At 62.5% G+C, this 19,439-nt stretch carries 16 protein-coding genes; 10 read left to right on the plus strand and 6 right to left on the minus strand.

Going from position 1 to position 19,439, the window contains the following annotated elements:
• Window positions 1-21 precede the first annotated feature (21 nt).
• The gene (gene mutL, locus EJ071_RS23575) at window positions 22-1,896 is read right to left on the minus strand and encodes a DNA mismatch repair endonuclease MutL (RefSeq protein WP_126100012.1); all 1,875 of its coding nucleotides are present in this window, start codon (window positions 1,894-1,896) and stop codon (window positions 22-24) included.
• 191 nt (window positions 1,897-2,087) lie between these two features.
• Between mutL and EJ071_RS23580 the strand changes: the two genes are divergently transcribed.
• Window positions 2,088-3,296, plus strand: coding sequence for a putative sensor domain DACNV-containing protein (locus EJ071_RS23580; protein ID WP_126100013.1), 1,209 nt, complete (start codon window positions 2,088-2,090; stop codon window positions 3,294-3,296).
• 27 nt (window positions 3,297-3,323) lie between these two features.
• Here EJ071_RS23580 and EJ071_RS23585 read toward each other — a convergent pair whose 3' ends face one another.
• Window positions 3,324-4,226, minus strand: a complete 903-nt coding sequence (locus EJ071_RS23585; protein ID WP_126100014.1) for a LysR substrate-binding domain-containing protein — start codon at window positions 4,224-4,226, stop codon at window positions 3,324-3,326.
• A gap of 90 nt (window positions 4,227-4,316) precedes the next feature.
• Here EJ071_RS23585 and EJ071_RS23590 point away from each other — a divergent pair, with 90 nt between their 5' ends.
• The 4 genes from EJ071_RS23590 (at window position 4,317) to EJ071_RS23605 (ending at window position 8,679) form a co-directional block, all read left to right on the plus strand.
• Window positions 4,317-5,867 carry a trimethylamine methyltransferase family protein gene (locus EJ071_RS23590; protein ID WP_126100015.1) on the plus strand — a complete coding sequence of 517 codons (1,551 nt, stop codon included), beginning with the start codon at window positions 4,317-4,319 and terminating at the stop codon, window positions 5,865-5,867.
• Window positions 5,868-5,911: 44 nt separating this feature from the next.
• A complete protein-coding gene (locus EJ071_RS23595) occupies window positions 5,912-7,561 on the plus strand; it encodes an ABC transporter substrate-binding protein (RefSeq protein WP_126100016.1) in 1,650 nt (549 codons plus the stop codon).
• Window positions 7,562-7,661: 100 nt separating this feature from the next.
• Window positions 7,662-8,135, plus strand: a complete 474-nt coding sequence (locus tag EJ071_RS23600; protein ID WP_126100017.1) for a DUF3828 domain-containing protein — start codon at window positions 7,662-7,664, stop codon at window positions 8,133-8,135.
• Between the two features lie 4 nt (window positions 8,136-8,139).
• Entirely contained in the window at window positions 8,140-8,679 is a 540-nt protein-coding gene (locus EJ071_RS23605; RefSeq protein ID WP_126100018.1) for a hypothetical protein, read from the plus strand.
• Window positions 8,680-8,938: 259 nt separating this feature from the next.
• Here the strand turns inward: EJ071_RS23605 and queF are convergent, their stop codons facing one another.
• A complete protein-coding gene (queF, locus tag EJ071_RS23610) occupies window positions 8,939-9,400 on the minus strand; it encodes a preQ(1) synthase (RefSeq protein ID WP_126100019.1) in 462 nt (153 codons plus the stop codon).
• Window positions 9,401-9,540: 140 nt separating this feature from the next.
• Between queF and EJ071_RS23615 the strand changes: the two genes are divergently transcribed.
• The gene (locus tag EJ071_RS23615; RefSeq protein ID WP_126100020.1) at window positions 9,541-11,586 is read left to right on the plus strand and encodes an NADH:flavin oxidoreductase; all 2,046 of its coding nucleotides are present in this window, start codon (window positions 9,541-9,543) and stop codon (window positions 11,584-11,586) included.
• A gap of 146 nt (window positions 11,587-11,732) precedes the next feature.
• Window positions 11,733-12,464, plus strand: a complete 732-nt coding sequence (locus tag EJ071_RS23620; RefSeq protein WP_245459955.1) for a hypothetical protein — start codon at window positions 11,733-11,735, stop codon at window positions 12,462-12,464.
• Window positions 12,465-12,713: 249 nt separating this feature from the next.
• Here the strand turns inward: EJ071_RS23620 and EJ071_RS23625 are convergent, their stop codons facing one another.
• Window positions 12,714-13,121 carry a hypothetical protein gene (locus EJ071_RS23625; RefSeq protein ID WP_126100021.1) on the minus strand — a complete coding sequence of 136 codons (408 nt, stop codon included), beginning with the start codon at window positions 13,119-13,121 and terminating at the stop codon, window positions 12,714-12,716.
• A 158-nt stretch (window positions 13,122-13,279) separates the two neighbouring features.
• On the opposite strand from EJ071_RS23625, the gene EJ071_RS23630 reads away from it, so the two are divergent.
• The gene (locus EJ071_RS23630) at window positions 13,280-13,708 is read left to right on the plus strand and encodes a MarR family winged helix-turn-helix transcriptional regulator (RefSeq protein ID WP_126100022.1); all 429 of its coding nucleotides are present in this window, start codon (window positions 13,280-13,282) and stop codon (window positions 13,706-13,708) included.
• Between the two features lie 6 nt (window positions 13,709-13,714).
• Here the strand turns inward: EJ071_RS23630 and EJ071_RS23635 are convergent, their stop codons facing one another.
• Together EJ071_RS23635 and EJ071_RS23640 are read right to left on the minus strand one after the other, a co-directional pair.
• Window positions 13,715-14,449: a polysaccharide deacetylase family protein gene (locus EJ071_RS23635; RefSeq protein WP_126100023.1), complete on the minus strand. Its 735-nt coding sequence runs from the start codon at window positions 14,447-14,449 to the stop codon at window positions 13,715-13,717.
• Window positions 14,450-14,727: 278 nt separating this feature from the next.
• Window positions 14,728-16,797: an EAL domain-containing protein gene (locus tag EJ071_RS23640; protein WP_126100024.1), complete on the minus strand. Its 2,070-nt coding sequence runs from the start codon at window positions 16,795-16,797 to the stop codon at window positions 14,728-14,730.
• A 288-nt stretch (window positions 16,798-17,085) separates the two neighbouring features.
• Between EJ071_RS23640 and EJ071_RS23645 the strand changes: the two genes are divergently transcribed.
• Together EJ071_RS23645 and tdh are read left to right on the plus strand one after the other, a co-directional pair.
• Window positions 17,086-18,273, plus strand: coding sequence for a glycine C-acetyltransferase (locus EJ071_RS23645; protein WP_126100025.1), 1,188 nt, complete (start codon window positions 17,086-17,088; stop codon window positions 18,271-18,273).
• A 12-nt stretch (window positions 18,274-18,285) separates the two neighbouring features.
• Window positions 18,286-19,320: an L-threonine 3-dehydrogenase gene (tdh, locus tag EJ071_RS23650; protein WP_126100026.1), complete on the plus strand. Its 1,035-nt coding sequence runs from the start codon at window positions 18,286-18,288 to the stop codon at window positions 19,318-19,320.
• Window positions 19,321-19,439 lie beyond the last annotated feature (119 nt).

Raw genomic sequence — 19,439 nt, forward strand, 5'->3', positions numbered from 1 at the left:
GCGCAACGAGCCAGGGGATGCTCACCGCCGCCCGAACAGCCGTTCGATATCGGCGAGCTTGAGCTCGATATAGGTCGGGCGGCCGTGGTTGCAGGTGCCGGATCCGGGCGTCGCCTCCATCTGGCGCAGCAGCGCGTTCATCTCCTCGGCCTTGAGCAAGCGGCCTGAGCGCACCGAGCCGTGGCAGGCCATGGTGGCAGCGATCTTGTCCAGCCTTTCCTTCAGCGTCTCGACCGTGTCGTTGTCGGCGATCTCGTCGGCGAGGTCGCGCACCAGTTGCTGCACATTGGTCTCGCCGAGCATCGAGGGCGTCTCGCGCACCGCGACCGCCCCAGGGCCGAAGCGTTCCAGGCCAAGTCCGAATTTGGCGAGCGTCTGCGAATGCATTGCCAGCCGCTCCGCGTCTTCTTCCGGCAGGTCGACGATCTCAGGCAAAAGCAGCATCTGCGAAGGCACGGCGCGCGAATGCAGCGCGTTCTTCAGCGCCTCGTAGACCAGCCGCTCATGCGCGGCATGCTGGTCGACGATGACAAGCGAATCCCTGGTCTGGGCGACGATGTAGTTCTCGTGTACCTGCGCGCGCGCCGCGCCCAGCACCATGCCGAGCAGCGCTTCGGCCGGCTCGGCTGTGCCGGCACGCGTGTCGGCGCTGGCAAGCGGTCCGGTGTCGAAGGCGGCTTGCTCGCTCTCGGCGAAGCCGTTTCGCTGCGGCCACATCTCGCTGTAGCCCATATCGAGCGGTCGGTGCGGCGAGCGCGAGGGGTCGAAACCGCTGGAGCCTGAGGCGTGGTAGGCGGCCTCGTAGCTGCGGTGGCCGCTGGTCGGCCCGGGATGCGCGTAGGGCGCCGCGCCCGGCCGGAACGCCGCCATCATGCCGGTCGCTCCGGTGGTCGCGGCGCGGATGCCGGCGCCGGCCAGTGCCTCGCGGATGGCGCCGACGATCAGCCCGCGAACCAGGCCCGGATCGCGGAAGCGCACATCCGCCTTGGCCGGGTGCACGTTGACGTCGACCGTCGCCGGATCGAGCGTCAGGAACAGCACGGTCACTGCGTGACGGTCGCGCGGCAACACATCGGCGAAGGCGCCGCGGATCGCGCCGGCAATCAGCTTGTCGCGCACCGGCCGGCCGTTGACATAGGCATATTGCTGCAGCGCGTTGGCGCGCGTGTAGGACGGGATCGAGACGTGGCCGGCAAGATGCACGCCGTCGCGCATGGCATCGATGGCAATGGCATTGTCGGGAAAGTCCTTGCCCATCACCTGCGCGACGCGGGCGAGCCTGCCGTCCGGCGTGTCGCCGGTTGCCGGCAATTCGAGCGTCGAGCGATCGGCGCCGGCGAGCGTGAAACGCACCGAAGGGAAGGCGATGGCGATGCGCTTCACCACGTCGCTGGTGGCCGAGCTTTCGGCGCGCTCGCCCTTCATGAATTTGAGCCGTGCGGGCGTGGCGAAGAACAGGTCGCGCACTTCCACAGTTGTGCCCTGATTGGCCGCCGCCGGCTTCACCGCGGAGACGCGGCCGCCCTCGATGCCGATCTCGGCCGCGCTGTCGCCTCTTGCCGTGCGCGAGCGGATCGAGAGCCGCGCCACCGAACCGATCGAGGGCAGCGCCTCGCCACGGAACCCCAGCGAGCGGATATCGTGGATGTCGTCAGAAAGCTTCGAGGTGCAGTGGCGGGCAACCGCCAGCGACAATTCCGGTTCGGCAATGCCCGAGCCGTCGTCGGTGACGCGGATAAGCGAGAGCCCGCCACCGGCGGTGACGATCTCGACGCGGGATGCGCCGGCGTCGAGTGCGTTCTCGACCAGTTCCTTCACCACGCTCGCCGGACGCTCGATCACCTCGCCGGCGGCGATCTGGTTGATCATCGTTTCGGAAAGTTGGCGGATGGGCATGGCTTTAGCATACATGGATTCGTAGAGTTGCGCCCAGCACCCCGGGGGCGAGTCACGCTCTAAAGCATACATGGATTCGTAGAGTTGCGCCCAGCACCCCGGGGGCGAGTCACGCTCTAAAATCCATTGAGGTCCATTTGGCTTCGTTTCCCAAAGAACTTGCGAAGGTTGTGTTCGAAAGATGGCCTAACATGGTGGCGGGTGAGTACGAGCTTCCGCTATGCCCACCACTGCCACTCTTGAGGCAACTATTAGAGAATTGCTACCTCACGGCAAGTGCACCGGAAGAGGCGCGTTATCCACAATTTAACGTTATCGCCTTGCCGAAAAATGGTGAGGAAATATCCGAGGCTGTTGGAAAGACGTACCGTTTTTCGCGGCCGCGACCCTTGAGCGTTAGCGAACTCCGTAGGCTCGCTCCGGCCACTGACATGAAAAAATCGGCGATATTGGTCGTCTGGGATAAGCGGAAATGGCAAATTGAAGGTATTTTCGACTTAGGAACTTCATGGCATCGCGCGAGAAGCGGCCTTGAATATAGGTATAGATCGCCGAATAATCTATTTATCCAAGTGGATCGACCAGGCCGTTTGAGAGTATACCAGGGGCCATACCATATCGCGTCACTTACAGATGGAGTTGCGTTCGCCAGTAAATTCGAATTCAACCTTGTTCTGCATAAAGTTGCTAGCAACGGATTGGCAAAGATGGGTGAATTGATTGATCCGCCCGCCTATGAGCATCCGAAGGAGTACGAAGGATTTGAATTCATCGCTGCAATAAACACCTTTGCTGCGATTGCAAACGCAATCAGTATGGCTGAGCATGGGGGTATGTTGATAATAACCAATTCGGCGGATGGATATAAAACGGAAAACATCAGAGTAAAATATAATATGCAATCAAATAACTTGCAGAATGAATTCATAAAATATATTAATAAACGACATCAGATCGGCGATTACCACGAATTGTCTCAAGACGGGCACTGGGTTCCTGAAGGAGTAATGTACAAGGCCGAATTGGAACTCGGTGATAATTATGAGATGCTAGTGGAGGCTACACGGCTTGTGGCAAGCCTCTCCGGGTGTGATGGGTCGATTGTTGTCTGCGATGACTTGAAAATAATTGGCTTTGGCGGGGAGATAAGAGCGGAGGTCGCGCCAGGCGTTAATATATTTGAAGTGATTGATGAAATGAAAAGAAATTATAAAGAGTGTGACGTCGAGCAATTTGGTATGCGGCACCGATCTGCGTTAAAATTCGTAAGCCAGAATAAAACCGCTATTGCGCTGGTTATTTCTCAGGATGGTCCAATTAGCGCCGTTTGGCACGAAAATGGAAAAGTGTTAGTTAAAAAAGGGATTAATCTAGTTAATATGAACATGCCTTGGGCATGAACGCACGGATTTTGTGGAGGCACAATGTCACGCCTGGGCCACCAGCCAGTCCCTCACCCTGCGCGCGTTGTCGCTGAGCTCGCGGTTCTTCGGCCAGATGACGTAAAACCCGATGCCGGTCCTCATCACATGATCGGTCACCGGCACCAGCAGCCCTGATGCCACCAGCCGCTCGACCAGATGCCGCCAGCCGAGCGAGATGCCTTGCCCCTCCATGACCGCCTGGATCACCAAGGCATAGTCGTTGATGCGCAGGCCGCGCTCGGCATTGCGCAGACTGGTTCCGGCCGAAGCGAACCATTCGTCCCAATTCGGGGCCTCGCGGTAGGGCTCCTCGAGATGGATGAGCCGGTGCGTGGCGAGTTCCGAGACGGTCTCCGGCCGGCCAAACTTGGCTAGATAGCTGGGGCCCGCGACCGGAAAGATCTCCTCGTCGGAGAGCGGCAGCGAATGATAATCCGGCCAGTGTCCCGGCACGCCGCCGCGCACGCCGAGCGGGATGCCTTCGGCGATGATGTCGAGGTCGCGGTCGGCCGTCTGGATGCGCAGATCAATGCCGGGCAGCGCGTCGCGGAACTGCTGCAGGCGCGGCATCATCCAGAAGGAACCGAATGCGGTCGAGGCGGCAAGCGTCACATGACCGCCGCTCACCTGCAGGCGAAGGTCCTCGGCCGACTTGCGGATATGCGACAAGCCCAGCGAAACGTCGGCATGGAAGCGCTCACCCGCTTCCGTCAGGAGCACCTGCCGGTGGCGGCGCTGGAACAGCTTGGCGCCGAGCTGTTCCTCCAGCCCGCGCACCGCATAGGAAACGGCCGCCTGCGTCATGCCGAGCTCGCGCCCGGCGGCGGTGAAGCTGGACAGCCGGCCCGCCGCTTCGAAGACGATAAGGCTGCCTGCCGAGGGCAGGAGGTGTCGTAGGCTTCGCATAAGTACAGCTTATACAAGAGATCAGGATTTTCCAGCGTCACAGCCATATTTCGTCTCGCTAACTTGGCGGGGCGGGAAGAAGGAGACCCCATGAACGCACCAGCCGCTGAAACGATCGAACCGACCCACCGCCGCGGCGGCGGCCGTCTTGGGCGCAAGGCGCTGAGAAGCGCGCCGGTCGCGTCGTTTCCGACGCTTGTCCGGCAGATTCCGGTCTACGAGATCGTTCCCGACGAGGCGGTGGAGCTGATCCACGAGGAGTCGCTCAAAATCCTCGAGGAGGTGGGCTGCGAATTCCGCGACGACGGGGCAATCGCGCTCTGGAAGGCGGCCGGCGCCGATGTCAGGGAGACGCGTGTTCGCATCGACCGCGCGCTGCTGATGGAACTGGTCTCGAAAGTCCCGCCGGAGTTCACGCTCAATGCCCGCAACCCTGAGCGCACGGTGCGCGTCGGCGGCAAGAACTCGATCTTCGTGCCGATGTATGGCGCGCCCTATATCCGCGACCTCGACAACAAGCGGCGCTACGGCACGCTTACCGACCTCAACAATTTCCACAAGCTCGCCTATATGGCGCCGGCGCTGCATTCATCGAGCTCGGTCATCTGCGAACCGATGGAAATCGCGGTGCCGAAGCGGCACCTCCACATCATACACTCGGCGCTGAAGCATTCCGACAAGCCGTTCATGGGCATAGTGACGTCGAAGGAGCGCGCCGAGGACACGATGGCGATGGCTGGCATCGTCTTCGGCGAGGAGTTCGTGCGCGACAACCCTGTGCTGGTGGCGATCACCAACTGTAATTCGCCACTGGTGTGGGACGCCACCATGATCGACGCCATGCGGGTCTATGCGAGCCACAATCAGCCGCTGATCCTGGCGCCTTTCGCGCTGTGCGGCGCCTCGACCTCGGCTTCCGCCGTCGGCGCGGTGGCGCAGGTCAACGCCGAGGCACTTGCCGGCGTAGCCCTGACCCAGCTCATCCGCCCGGGCTCGCCGCAGATCTACGGTCAGTTCATGGTGACGGTCGACATGAAGACCGGCGCGCCGATGGGCGGCACGCCGGAGGCTGCCCAGATGATGTATCTGATGGGCGCGCTGGCGCGGAAATACAAATTGCCGTGGCGTACGTCCGGCTTCCATGTCGGCTCCAAGCTCAACGACGCCCAGGCGGGCTACGAGGCGAACATGCTGATGCATGCCGCGATCCTCGCCGGCGCCAACTACATCTGGCATTCGGCCGGCTGGCTCGAGGCCGGTCTCACCTGCGGCTACTCGAAATTCGCCACCGACTGCGAGCAGCTCGTCGGCTGGTACAAATATGCCGGCGGCGTCCCCTTCGACGATTTCAAGGAAGCGATGGCGGCGATCCGCGAGGTCGGCCCGCAGGGGCATTTCCTCGGCACGCAGCACACGCTCGAGCATTTCGAGCGCGCCTTCTTCATGCCGAGCATCATGGACTTCAACTCCTTCGAGCAATGGAGCGCCGAAGGCGCCAAGGATCACGACACGCGCGGCCTCGAAAAGGCGCGCAACATGCTCGCCGACTACCAGGAGCCGAAGCTGGACGAGGGCGTCGCCGAGGCTCTCGCGGATTTTATCGCGCGGCGTGAGGAAAAACTGCCGGACAGCGTTAGTTGAGAGAAAACGGGCAAAGACCCGACGGAACCAATGGGAGAATGAAAATGACAATCTTCAAAAGCAACGGTGATCGAGTCCCCGCCGCCATCGAGGCGATAGCGGAAGAGGCACGTGCAGGCCGCGTCGACCGGCGCGAATTCCTGGCTCTGGCCAGCGCCTTCGGCGCATCGACGGCTTTCGCCTACGGCATGATCGGCCTTGCCGCGCCGACCAAGGCGCTAGCCGACGAGCCGAAGAAAGGCGGAACGCTGCATGTCTCGATGTCGGTCAAGGCGCAGAAGGATCCGCGCACCTATGACTGGACGGAGATGGCGAACGTCACCCGCACCTGGCTGGAGCCGCTCGTCCGCTACACGCACCAGTTCACCTTCGAGCCGGTGCTGCTCGAGAGCTGGGACGTCAATGACGACGCCACCGAATACACATTGCATCTGCGCAAGGGCATCACCTGGAACAATGGCGATGCCTTCAACGCCGATGACGTGGTCTTCAACCTGAATCGCTGGTGCGAGAAAGGGGCTTCCGGCAATTCCATGGCCGCCCGTGTCGGCGCGCTGGTCGACGCCAAGACCGGCAAGGCAAGGGATGGCGCGATCACCAAGGTCGATGACCATACGGTCAAGCTGAAGCTCAACGAAGCCGATATCGCGATCATACCGGGTTTCACCGACTACCCGGCGCTGGTCGTGCATCGCGACTTCGACAAGGATGGCGCCGACCCGATCAAGAAGCCGATCGGCACAGGTGCTTTCGAGCTGGTATCCTACGACGTTGGCCAGAAGGCAGTGGTCAAGCGCCGCGAGAACGGCAAGTGGTGGGGTGGCGAAGCGCCGCTAGACGGGGTCGAGTTCATCGACTACGGCACCGACTTCAACGCTACGCTCAATGCCTTCGACTCCGGCGAGATCGACCTCGATTTCGAGACGCCGGCCGACTTCATCGACCCCCTCGACAAGATGGATCTGGTGAAATCGGAGGTGGCAACGGCGACGACGCTCGTTGCCCGCACGAACGTCACCCACAAACCCTATGATGACAAACGGGTGCGCAACGCGCTGCAGATGGCGGTCGACAACAGCCAGGTGATGCAGCTCGGCTACGCCGGGCGCGGCACGGTCGGTGAGAACCACCACGTCAGCCCGATCCATCCCGAGTACTACCCGCTGCCCAAGAAAGAGCGCGATGCCGCCGGCGCCAAGAAGCTGATGGCGGAGGCAGGCCAGGCCGATTTCGAGCATGACCTGATCACGGTCGAGGACGAATGGCAGAAGAACACCGGCGATGCGATCGCCGGCCAGCTGCGCGATGCCGGCATCAAGGTGAAGCGCACGGTGCTGCCGGGCTCGACCTTCTGGAACGACTGGACGAAATACCCCTATTCCATGACCATCTGGTACATGCGCCCGCTCGGCGTCCAGGTGCTGGCGCTGGGCTACCGCAGCGGCGAGGCCTGGAATGAGACCGCATTCTCGAACCCTGACTTCGACGCCAAGCTCAAGGAGGCGCTGTCGCAGATCGACGTCGCCAAGCGCAAGGAGGTGATGAAGGACGTCGAGCAGATCCTGCAGGACTCCGGCGTCATCATCCAGCCGTTCTGGCAGAAGCTCTACTGCCACATGAACAAGAAGGTGAAGAACTACTCGATGCACCAGACCTACGAAATGGATTTCCAGAACGTCTGGCTGGAGGCCTGAGACGGGCGGCGCAAGGACTTCATGCGCCGCGAAAAAGCCGATATGCAGGATGCGTGGTGGCGATCTTGCCGCCACGCCGCCGAACATCCGGAGATCCTGCATGAGACCGATAGAGCTGGCCGCTGCCATGTCGATCGCCTTGCCCGCCGCAGCACTTGCCGGGCCGGCCTCCAAAGCTGTGAAGTTCTTCTATGTGCCTGAAGTGAAGTTCGAGGCGGACGCGAAATACCGTGACCGCTTCACCGAGCCGGTGACAAAACTCTTCGAGCTCAACGACAAGGCACAGAAGGAGAAGCCCGACGAGGTATCCTGCATCGATTTCGACCCTGGCCTCGACGCCCAGGATTTCGACCAGAAGACCGTGTCGAAGACGCTGAAGCTTGCCGAGACCGTCAATGGCGATACCGCCGAGGTGACGGCAAGCTTCAATCTTTTCCCGGAAGGCGATGACTCCAAACGCGAAATGGTGTGGTCGCTGAAGAAAGTGGACGGCAAGTGGAAGATCGCCGACATCACCTCCAAGACCAGCGACTGGACGCTCAGCGCGCTGGGATGCGGCTCCTCGACGGAGTGATCCTATGCTTCGCCGCCTCGCTTTCGCGCTGGCAGGTGCATCGATGCTGGCCGCGGGTCTGAACGGCGGCGCTTGCGCGCAGGGGCTCTTCGGCTCGCCGCCGCCCGCCGCCGCGCCGGAAACCAAGCCGGCCGAACCAGCGCCTGCCGCGCCCGTCCTGCCTGGTTCGCCGACGGCGGTGGTGAAGCCTTTTTACGAGCATCTCGGACTGGAGCTCGATCCGGCCCAGCGCAAGAATTTCATCGATCCGGCCAAGAGCGTCCTCGACAAGAGCGATGCGCTGCGGGCCTCGGGGCAGGGCGAATGCCTCGACCCCAACATGGCGTTCGACAATGCCGACTACGACAAGCTCGCCATCGACAAGAGCCTGCGCACCATCGAAGCCGTCAATGGCGGCGAGGCCAAGGTGGTCGTGGCCTTCGTCGTCGAAGGCCACCAGCATCGGCTCGAATGGAAGTTGAGGAAGGTCGGCGGCGCCTGGAAGATCGCCGACCTGTTGTCGGTCACCGGCGAATGGGCGCTCAGCCAATACCAGTGCGAATGATAGTGATTAAAGATCAGCGTCGGCGATCCTTCGCGCCCCCCTCTGGCCTGCCGGACATCTCCCCCACGGGTGGGGAGATCAGATGTCACGCCGCCTTTCGACAATCTCCGACGTTGCAGGATAAGCAGGGCGCCGAAGCTGCCGATCTCCCCCCTTGTGGGGGAGATGTCCGGTCCACCCTCCGTAGCTGCAGCGCAGCTGTTGCGAAGGACGGGCAGGACAGAGGGGGCGCTGTCCCGCCAGCGTCTCGCTGCGGAACTCAACCACGACCGCGATAGGGCGCCACGCCGGTGTCAGGCAGCCAGGCGTCCTTGGGCGGCGCGCCGGTTTGCCAGAAGACATCGATCGGGATGCCGCCGCGCGGGAACCAGTAGCCGCCGACGCGCAGCCAGAGCGGCTTGGTCGCCTCCACGATGCGGCGGCCGATCATGACCGTGCATTCCTCGTGGAAGGCGCCGTGGTTGCGGAACGAGGTCATGAACAGCTTCAGCGACTTCGATTCCACCAGCGTCTCGTCGGGTGCGTAGTCGATGACGATGTGGGCGAAGTCCGGCTGGCCGGTGACCGGGCAGAGCGAGGTGAATTCCGGGCAGGTGAAGCGCACGATCGCCGGCGGTCCGTCGCCGCGCTGGAACGGCACGGTCTCCAAGACCGCCTGTTCCGGGCTCTGTGGCGTCTCGACGTGCTTGCCGAGCTGGGTGAGGTTCTTTGCATCAGTCATGGGGCGGAGCCTTCTTGGTTTTTGCCGCTCCTTAGCACCAGACCGAAAAATGTGCAGCGGTTTTTCGGGTGGTCCGATGCGTGAAACGGAAACAGGAGCCGCACGTTGCTCCCGCACAATTTGAAAACGGCAGGAAGACGATGACCAGCAACGACCCGCTTCTCCAACCGTACCAGCTCAAGCACCTGACGCTGAAGAACCGGGTGATGTCGACCAGCCATGAGCCGGCCTATTCCGAGGACGGCATGCCGAAGGAGCGCTACCGGCTCTACCATGCCGAGAAGGCCAAGGGCGGTATGGCGCTGACCATGACGGCGGGCTCCGCGATCGTGTCGCGCGACAGCCCGGCCGCCTTCGGCAATTTGCATGTCTATGACGACCGCATCGTGCCGTGGCTGGCGGAGCTGGCGGAGGCCTGCCATGAGCATGACTGCAAGGTGATGATCCAGATCACCCATCTCGGCCGCCGCACCGGCTGGAACAAGGCCGACTGGCTGCCGGTGCTTTCGGCCTCGCCGGTGCGCGAGCCGGCGCATCGCGCCTTTCCGAAAACCATCGAGGATTGGGACATCGAGCGCATCGTCGCCGACTATGCGGCGGCCGCTCAGCGCTGCCAGGCGGCCGGCCTCGACGGCATCGAGTTCGAAGCTTACGGCCATCTGATGGACGGCTTCTGGTCGCCAGCGACCAATCATCGCGATGACGAATTCGGCGGCTCGCTCGACAACCGGCTGCGCTTCACCGACATGGTGCTGGACGCGGTGCGCGCGGCGGTCGGCGAAAAATTCGTGGTCGGCATCCGCATGGTCGCCGACGAGGATTTCGAGAAGGGCCTGCCCAAGGAGGAGGGCGTCGAGATCGCCAGGCGGCTGGCCAAGTCTGGCAAAGTCGATTTCCTCAACATCATCCGCGGCTCGATCGAGACTGACGCGGCATTGACCAAGGTCATCCCGGTGACCGGCATGCGTTCCTCGCCGCATCTCGACTTCGCCGGCGAGGTGAGGGCGGCGACCAAGTTCCCGACCTTCCATGCGGCGCGCATCTCCGACGTCGCTACCGCGCGCCATGCGATCGCCACCGGCAAGCTCGACATGGTCGGCATGACGCGCGCCCACATTGCCGACCCCTATATCGTCAAGAAGGTGATGGAGGGCCGTGAGCACGAGATACGTCCTTGCGTTGGCGCAACCTACTGCCTCGACCGCATCTATGAAGGCGGCGAGGCGCTTTGCGTCCACAATGCCGCGACCGGCCGCGAAGCGACGATCCCGCATGTCATCGCGAAAAGCGAAGGACCGAGGAAGCGGGTGGTGGTCGTTGGCGCCGGCGTCGGCGGCCTGGAAGCCGCGCGTGTCGCGGCCGAACGCGGCCATCGGGTGACGGTGCTCGAAGCGTCCAGCCAGGCAGGCGGCCAGGTGCGGCTCGCAACCCAGAACCCGCGCCGCAAGGAACTGATTGGGATCGTCGACTGGCGATTGGCAGAACTGGATCGCCTTGGCGTCGAGATCCGTTATGACACCTGGGCCGAGAAGGACGACGTTCTCGCGCTGTCGCCGGACGTGGTGATCGTCGCGACAGGCGGCCTGCCGCAGAATCCGCCGCTGACGGCGGGCGACAATCTCGTCACCTCGAGCTGGGACATCATGGCAGGTAGCGTCAAGCCGGCCGAGAATGTCCTGCTTTACGATGACAATGGCGGCCATCAGGGCATGGGCGCGGCGGCACTCATCGCCAACAGCGGCGCGAAGCTGGAGCTGGTCTCGCCCGAGCGTTTCTTCGCGCCGGAAATGGGCGGCCTGAACCATGTGCCCTATATCCGGGCCTTCCACGAGAAAGGCGTCACCGTCACCATCAACACCCGCTTGCGCTCCGTGCGCCGCGAGGGCAACCAGCTCATCGCCGAGCTGGCGTCCGACTTCGCCGATGGCTGGCGCGGCGAGCGGCGCGTCGACCAAGTGGTGGTCGAGCATGGCACGGCCCCCCTTGACGACCTCTATCTTTCGTTGAAGCCGCTGTCGAAGAATGGCGGCGCGGTCGACTACGAGCGGCTGGTCGGCGGCGGCGATATTTTTCCGCAGCGCAATCCCGAAGGCGGCTTCGTGTTGTTCCGCATCGGCGACGCGGTCGCCTCGCGCAACATCCACGCCGCCATCTATGACGGCATCAGGTTCGGGATCCGGATCTGAGTCTAAGCAGGCCAAGCGGGTCAGACTGGACTTGGCCACACTGCATTCAGCAAGACTGGACTCGGTTGGTTGTATCTGCAATTTTCTGGCGCCGATCCAGGGGAGGCACAACCTGTGCTGAAGGGTCTGCACAGTCGGGGGCTTGCTTGACCGAACTATTTGTTCCGCGCCAGACCAACACGGCGCTTTATATGCAACTTTACGAAGCCGGGCATGCGGTGGACGATATCGTCCGCGTCCAAAAGGCCTACCGCGTGGGGTGTGCAATGTTCAACGGCCGCTACCGCAAGACGGGACGGCCTTTCATCTGCCATGCGGTGGGGGCAGCGTCATCGGTCGCGCATTTCGACAAGGACCTTGATCTTGTCATCGCGGCGATGTTTCACGCCGCGTATGACAGCGGCCAGTATCCGGACGGCAAGTCCAGCCGGCGCAGCGATGCGCATCGCAGGTGGCTGGAGCAAAAGATCGGAGCCACGGTGGAAGGTCTCGTCGCGCGGGTCGATGCAATGAAGTTCGACACTGGAGATCCCGAGCGCCTTGTAGAGAAAGGTGTGCCGGCAGGCGACGAGGACGTCCTGTTTCTGCGGCTTGCCCACGAGATCGATGACTTGGCTGACGGAGGGCTGGCATTCGCGCCCAAATATGGCCGGTCGATAGGATCGCGGATCACGGCTTGCGCTATCCTCGCCAGACGCCTGGGTCGTGAGCGCTTGGCCGCGACCATAGAAACCTATGGCAGTCTGTACGAGACGCAGGCGTGGGCGGCCGCGTTGCACGAGCCCAAGCTGGAAGGTTTTCGCATCGCGCCAAACATGCGCGCCTACATAAAGCTGCGTCGGGAAAATCTGCGTGGCGGTTCGGTCGAGGTGATCTAGAGCAATTCCAGGAAAAGTGTGTAACGTTTAGGCTCGGCGACTTCGCCGTAGCCCTCCGCCCGGAATTGGGCGAAAACAAATACTCAAAGCGGTTCAGCGATTCTGTGAAACGCCGAACTGCTCTGACGCCGAACCACCGCGGGTTGGAGAAACGCACCGGACCTTCGCAAGGAGAGCCACCTGCCGCGTTGGTCCGGTGCGCCGCGCACGGTCGCCAGCCTGCGCCGGTGCCGTGCGATTTGGCCTTGGTTAGAACATCCTGGCGGTCGCCATGCAAAACACGGTGATGACCAGCAGCAGGCCGGCAATGCGTTCGCCTCTGGTCATCTTTGCGCGCAGCTGGGTTTGCTTTGCCGCATCGGCGCCGGCCAATTGCCGGCTGGCAGAGGCCACAAGGGCGCCTTGCACACCCGTGGCGATCAGCGCCGCCGCAATGCCCAGCGCGAGCACTACCTCCATCGAGCCGAAAGCACCCTGGTGGAAGAAATACCAGAGTAGTAGGCCGGTCAGAAAAACCACGCCGGAGGCACCGAGTTGCGGTCGGATGAAGTGCTCTGCCTTGATCTCCGAATCGCGGGCAACCGCGATGGTCGTGCCGGCCCAGAAAACGCCGGCCATAACGTGCAGGCCGATAACGACGATGTAGACATATTGCATGACCGCATTCCTCTCGTTCGCCCGCCGCCGGCGTGCCGCTTTCGCTGTCAGTCGCTTTGGCAACACCATCAATAGGACAAAAGTTAGATATCTAATGGTTAGATGTCAATTCCTCATGCAGAGTTCCGCCGATCCGTTGCTTGTTCTAGTGTCCGGCCATGACGCCTTTTGATCGCCCGCCCGTCGGCATGAATCTCGCCCGCACCGCCAAGGTGGTGGCGCAAGCCTTCGACGCCGCCCTGGTGGAGGCCGGTGGCACGCTGCCGGTTTGGCTGACCTTGCTCTCGGTCAAGTCCAAGGAACTTGCCAACCAACGCGAGCTTGCCGGCATGATCGGCATCCAGGGCGCGACGCTGACGCATCATCTCAACTCCATGGAGGCGCAAGGGTTGCTGACGCGCCGCCGCGATCCGGACAACCGCAGGGTCCACCAGGTGGCGCTGACCGAGGCCGGCGAAGCCATGTTCGAGAGATTACGGATGGCAGCGATCGCCTTCGACAAGCGGCTGCGGGCGGGAATTGCCGATGAGAGGCTGGTCGAGTTCGCGGACGTGCTTGCAGCACTACGTGGGAATGTCGGGGACTAAACCGCCTCAATCATAGGTCTGGATGGCGCCGAAAGCGTAGCGGCGCAGCCTGAGCGCCGCAATCAGCGCCGTGAGCTTCGCCTTGCCGTCGAAGGCGTCCTGGAACATCTCGTCATGCATCAACAGGATCAGCTTGCCCGGCTTGACGAAATGGCCGTAGCCGAACAGATGGTCGATCTCGCTGACCAGATGGTCGACGCTCTGCACCGGCTTGCCGCTGTCCTCATGCACCCACTCATGGTCCCAGCCATAGAGCCAGAAGCCTGACGCGGCGACGAACTCGTAGTCGGGATCCTCGCGTCCGGCCTGCGCCAGCCCGAGCGAGTTGTCGTCCTTCGACATCGACGGCAGCCGGAACACGTCGCGCCCGGGCAGCCGCGCGTGTACGGCGGGCTTTAGGCCAAGCACGGTATTCGCCCTCAGCATGTCGGCGACCACGCCTTCGGTGTCGCCGTAGAAATGCCGGTAGTGATTATAGGCGTGGCTGTAGCTGTGATTGCCGATCGTCACCAGCGGCATCGACTTCGCCCGCTGCACCAGCGCCCGATTGGTCGCGTTGGCCTCGGCATGCATGCCGACCATGAACAAAGTTGCCGGCACCTGCTCTGCCTGCAGCACGTCCAGAATGTTGGCGGTGCCGGCGAGCGGACCGTCATCGAAGGTGAGATAAACGATGCGGTCGGCGGCCAGAACCGGCGATGCGACGAGCAGCAGGAATAACAGGACGAGACGAAACAGCATCCGCGAAATCCGGTTGCAATCACGGCGAGCCGCTATTTTCGCGCCGATCTTGTCAAGCATGGCTAGGTGCCGAGATGCGTTGAGATTCAGGTCAGGCCGAGTCGAAAATGGCGGATTCCGAGAACCGGCCTTCGCCGGCCGTAGCCTTCATAGAGAGGAGACCCTTATGAGGGCTTCGGCCGGCGAAGGCCGGAGCGGAGCGTACTTAACGTACGTGAGCACCGGAAGCGCAGGAAGCCGCCATTTGTAGGCCGGCCTCACCTGAATATCGGCGCATCTCAGGCCAGGCTGCCTTGCAGCACCTTGAGCTTCGCCTTCTTCGGGCTGCGCGCCAGCAGCCATTCGCGCGCCTTGTCCTGGGGCATCGGAAAGGCGATCGAATAGCCCTGCACCTGGTCGCAGCCGATCGCCATCAGGGAATCGAGCTCGGCCTCGGTCTCGGCGCCTTCGGCGACGATCGAGATGCCGAGACCCCGGGCAAGCTCGGTAATGGCGCGCACGATCTTGGTGTTGTCGCCGTTCTCGTTGATGTTCTGGACGAAGCGGCGATCGATCTTCAGCCGGTCGATCTCGTTCGGGTTGACGTGGCTTAGCGAAGCATAGCCGGTGCCGAAATCGTCGAGCTCGAGGTGCACGCCGGCGGCGCGGATATGCCTGAGCTTGGCGGCGATGCCGGTCTTTTCGTCGTCGAGGATGACGGATTCGACGATTTCCAGCGACAATTTCTGCGGCGCGAGCCCGGCCCGCTCCAGCGTTCCGAACAGGAACTGGTCGAAGTCCGGCTCGCGCAGCTCGGTGCCCGAGACGTTGACGGCGATGCGTCCGAAGTCGATGCCGGCGCGGTCCCACTCGGCGGCTTCGTTGATCGCCTTGGTGATCACGATGCGGCCGATATCCGGCATGAAGCCGCATTTCTCCGCCACAGGGATGAATTCGCCGGGCGAGATCATGCCCCGCGCGGCATGCTTCCAGCGCACCAGCGCCTCGATGCCGCTGATCTTGCCGCTGGTCAGCGACACCTGCGGCTGGAAATAGACCTCGAAGGTCTTTTCCGCGATCGCCGTGCGGATGTCCTGTTCGAGCTGCTTGCGGTAGTCGAGCTCGCGCCGAAGTTCTTCGGAGAAGAAGGAGAAGCTGCCGCCGCCGAGCTTCTTGGCGGAGTAGAGCGCGAGATCGGCATGGACGAGCAGGTCCTGCGCATTGTCGGCATCGATCGGGTAGACGGCGATGCCGGCGCTGGCGCCGGGCATGATGGTCGTGCCCTGGAAGATGATCGGCTCGTTGATTTCGCCGAGGATGCGCTTGGCCAGGGCATGGATGTCCTCGGTGGAGCCGGCGCCGTTGAGGATCATCACGAATTCGTCGCCGCCGAGCCGGGCGCAAAGATCCGACGCACGGCAGGAATCGCGCATGCGCTGGGCGGTGACGACAAGCACATAGTCGCCCGCTGCGTGCCCCAAAGTGTCGTTGATCTGCTTGAAGCGGTCGAGGTCGAACTGGATCACCGCCAGTCGCTCGCGGCGGCGCTGCGCGCCCTTGATCAGCGTGTCGAAGTGATCGGTGAGGAAGGTGCGGTTGTGCAGGCCGGTCAGCCCGTCATGCACGGCGATGAAGGCCATCGAATTGCGCGCGTCGACCAGCTCATGCGTCTTGCGCAGGATCGCCTTCGACATCGGCCGGAAGATGAACAGCGCCACCAGCACGATGACGCCGATGGTGGCGAAGAACAGCGTGCGGTGCAGGTCGAGCATCTCGTCAGACCGCTCGTTGGCAAAGGCGCTGATGCGCTGGCCGAGCGCGGCATAGCCGGACAGGGTCGCGTTGGCGACGGAGGCGTCGAGGCCAACGCGTTCACCGCCCCCTTTGTAGCCGTCGCTTTTCATGCCGAGCTGCGATTCGAAAGACGATACCAATCGATCGCCATTCGCGATCAGGCCGACCGAGAAATAGTCGAGGTGGAACGGTTTGCTGAACAGCACATACTCGATCGATTTCGGATCGTTGCGTGCCGGCGACAGCGGATCGGCGCCGGTCTCCTTGAGCAGCCGCTCGTAGTTGGTCTCGAATTCGGCCGTCGCCTGCTTGAGCGCGGTGACAAGCGCCGGCTGCTTGTCGCGCGAGGCAGCACCGGTGGCGCTGGCCAGAAAGACGACACGCTGCGACAGCGCCTTCTGCGTCGAGACGATATCGAGCAGCGCATCATTGTGCTGCTGCTGCGCCATCAATTGCTGCAGAAGGACGAAGGACGCCATCACCATGGCGGCGATGATCATGAGCGCCAGCCAGTAGCCGGTCTTGATGAGCAGAATCAGCTTGCGCGAAACGCTCTGCACTGGCTGCTGCGACATAACTTGGTGACCCCTCCGGTCGACGGATTCCTGCCGTGGATTCGTGGCGGGAAGACCCTTGACGTGAAAGGGTTAACAGCTCGGCAAGCAGGCGCGGCGCTCATCCCGACGGCGTGACAAAGCTGACAAGATGGTTATCGCGTCCTTTCGGGCGTAGTTGGCATTTGAGTGCATCGTCATCCCGCCCTGATCGCAAAGCTTTCGCGACGCCACCGAAGCGGTCGTTTTTGCGATGGATTTTTCTTGTCCGTGGCGCGACAGTCCGCGTCAAACGAACAGGGCCAGATCATGAGCGCAGTGTTTCTCTCCCATATCGACAACGAGCTTCAGGGGCTGAAATCGGCCGGACTCTACAAGTCCGAGCGGGTCATCTCCTCGATGCAGTCGGCCGAGATCGAGGTTGCCGGCCAGAAGGTGCTGAATTTCTGCGCCAACAATTATCTCGGCCTCGCCGACAGCCCCGAATTGCGCGAGGCGGCGAAACAGGCGCTCGACCGCTACGGCTACGGCATGGCCTCGGTGCGCTTCATCTGCGGCACGCAGGAGGAACACAAAGAGCTCGAGGCGACGATCTCGGCCTTCCTCGGCATGGAGGACACCATCCTCTACGGCTCCTGCTTCGACGCCAATGGCGGCCTGTTCGAGACGCTGCTCGGCGAGGAGGACGCCGTCATCTCGGACGCGTTGAACCATGCCTCGATCATCGACGGTGTGAGGCTCTCCAAGGCCAAGCGCTTCCGCTACGCCAACAACGACATGGCCGATCTCGAAGCGCGGCTGAAGGAGGCGAAGGACTGCCGGTTCCGGCTGATCGCCACCGACGGCGTGTTCTCGATGGACGGCATTGTCGCTAACCTCCAGGGGGTATGCGATCTCGCCGAGAAATACGATGCCATGGTCATGGTCGACGACAGCCATGCGGTCGGCTTTGTCGGCAAGAACGGCCGCGGCTCGGCCGAGCATTGCGGCGTCGAGGGCAGGGTGGACATCATCACCGGCACGCTCGGCAAGGCGCTGGGCGGCGCTTCCGGCGGCTATACGTCGGGGAAGAAACAGGTGGTCGACTGGCTGCGTCAGCGCTCGCGTCCCTATCTTTTCTCCAACACGCTGATGCCGGCGATCGCCGGCGCCTCGCTGAAAGTGTTCGAGCTGGTCCGCAATGGCGGCGCGCTGCGCGAGCGCCTATATGCCAATGCGCAACGTTTCCGGTCTGAGATGGGCAAGCTCGGCTTTGCGCTTGCCGGCGCGGATCATCCGATCATCCCGGTGATGTTGGGCGACGCGGCCCTTGCGCAGGAGATGGCGCAACGCATGCTGAAGCGCGGCATCTACGTCATCGGCTTCTCCTTCCCGGTGGTGCCGAAAGGCCAGGCGCGCATCCGCACGCAGATGTCGGCGGCCCACTCCAGCGCCGATATCGACCGCGCCGTCGAGGCGTTTGGCGCGATCGGGCGTGAGCTCGGTGTAGTTGGATAATCGGAGTCCAGAATGTCGAACATGATGAAGGCGCTGGTGAAGGCCAAGGCCGAGCCGGGCATCTGGATGGAAGAGGTGCCGGTGCCTGAAATCGGCCCCAACGACGTGCTGATCAAGGTCAACAAGACCGCGATCTGCGGCACCGACGTCCACATCTACAACTGGGACCAGTGGGCACAGAAGACCGTACCGGTGCCGATGGTGACGGGTCACGAATTCGTCGGCACGGTTGCCGACTACGGCGCGGCGGTCACCGAATACAAGGTCGGCCAGCGCGTTTCGGGCGAGGGCCATATCGTCTGCGGTCATTGCCGCAACTGCCGCGCCGGCAGGGGGCATTTGTGCCGCAACACGCTCGGCGTCGGCGTCAACCGTCCGGGCGCTTTTGGCGAATACATGGCGATCCCGCAGCACAATGTCGTGCCCATCCCCGACGACGTGCCCGACGAGATCGCCGCGATCTTCGATCCGCTAGGCAATGCCGTTCACACCGCATTGTCCTTCGATCTGGTCGGCGAGGACGTGCTGGTCACCGGGGCCGGACCCATCGGCATTATGGGCGCGCTCGTGGCGCAATGCGTCGGCGCGCGCAAAGTCGTCATCACCGACATCAATCCGGTCAGGCTGGATCTGGCGCGCAAGCTCGGTGTCCAACACGTCGTCGACGCCTCGAAGGAGAAGCTGCGCGATGTGATGCCTTCGATCGGCATGACCGAAGGTTTTGACGTCGGGCTTGAGATGTCGGGCGCAGCCCCCGCCTTCCGCGACATGATCGACGCCATGAACAATGGCGGCAAGATCGCCATCCTTGGCATCGCGCCAACCGGTTTCGAGATCGACTGGAACAAGGTCATCTTCAAGATGCTGCACCTGAAAGGCATTTACGGGCGTGAGATGTTCGAGACCTGGTACAAGATGATCGCCCTGGTGCAGGGCCCGCTCGATGTTTCCGGGCTCATTACGCATCGGATCGGCATCGACGATTTCCAGGTTGGGTTTGACGCGATGAGGAGCGGGAGTTCCGGGAAGGTGGTTATGGACTGGTAGTTCATTAGAAATGCCGGCGGGACAGCCCCCCCTCTGGCCTGCCGGCCATCTCCCCCGCAAGGGGGAGATTGCCTGTGTCAACGCCTCGCCATTTCTGCAACGGATGAGATTGGCGAAAG

The organism is Mesorhizobium sp. M1B.F.Ca.ET.045.04.1.1 (genome assembly GCF_003952465.1).
In the GTDB taxonomy this organism is placed as follows: Bacteria; Pseudomonadota; Alphaproteobacteria; order Rhizobiales; family Rhizobiaceae; genus Mesorhizobium; species Mesorhizobium shonense.

Bases quoted from the DNA above. Each gene is read 5' to 3' on its own strand.
- mutL (WP_126100012.1), bottom strand. From the start codon at position 1,896: ATGCCCATCCGCCAACTTTCCGAAACGATGATCAACCAGATCGCCGCC.
- EJ071_RS23580 (WP_126100013.1), top strand. From the start codon at position 2,088: ATGGTGGCGGGTGAGTACGAGCTTCCGCTATGCCCACCACTGCCACTC.
- EJ071_RS23585 (WP_126100014.1), bottom strand. From the start codon at position 4,226: ATGCGAAGCCTACGACACCTCCTGCCCTCGGCAGGCAGCCTTATCGTC.
- EJ071_RS23590 (WP_126100015.1), top strand. From the start codon at position 4,317: ATGAACGCACCAGCCGCTGAAACGATCGAACCGACCCACCGCCGCGGC.
- EJ071_RS23595 (WP_126100016.1), top strand. From the start codon at position 5,912: ATGACAATCTTCAAAAGCAACGGTGATCGAGTCCCCGCCGCCATCGAG.
- EJ071_RS23600 (WP_126100017.1), top strand. From the start codon at position 7,662: ATGAGACCGATAGAGCTGGCCGCTGCCATGTCGATCGCCTTGCCCGCC.
- EJ071_RS23605 (WP_126100018.1), top strand. From the start codon at position 8,140: ATGCTTCGCCGCCTCGCTTTCGCGCTGGCAGGTGCATCGATGCTGGCC.
- queF (WP_126100019.1), bottom strand. From the start codon at position 9,400: ATGACTGATGCAAAGAACCTCACCCAGCTCGGCAAGCACGTCGAGACG.
- EJ071_RS23615 (WP_126100020.1), top strand. From the start codon at position 9,541: ATGACCAGCAACGACCCGCTTCTCCAACCGTACCAGCTCAAGCACCTG.
- EJ071_RS23625 (WP_126100021.1), bottom strand. From the start codon at position 13,121: ATGCAATATGTCTACATCGTCGTTATCGGCCTGCACGTTATGGCCGGC.
- EJ071_RS23630 (WP_126100022.1), top strand. From the start codon at position 13,280: ATGACGCCTTTTGATCGCCCGCCCGTCGGCATGAATCTCGCCCGCACC.
- EJ071_RS23635 (WP_126100023.1), bottom strand. From the start codon at position 14,449: ATGCTGTTTCGTCTCGTCCTGTTATTCCTGCTGCTCGTCGCATCGCCG.
- EJ071_RS23640 (WP_126100024.1), bottom strand. From the start codon at position 16,797: ATGTCGCAGCAGCCAGTGCAGAGCGTTTCGCGCAAGCTGATTCTGCTC.
- EJ071_RS23645 (WP_126100025.1), top strand. From the start codon at position 17,086: ATGAGCGCAGTGTTTCTCTCCCATATCGACAACGAGCTTCAGGGGCTG.
- tdh (WP_126100026.1), top strand. From the start codon at position 18,286: ATGTCGAACATGATGAAGGCGCTGGTGAAGGCCAAGGCCGAGCCGGGC.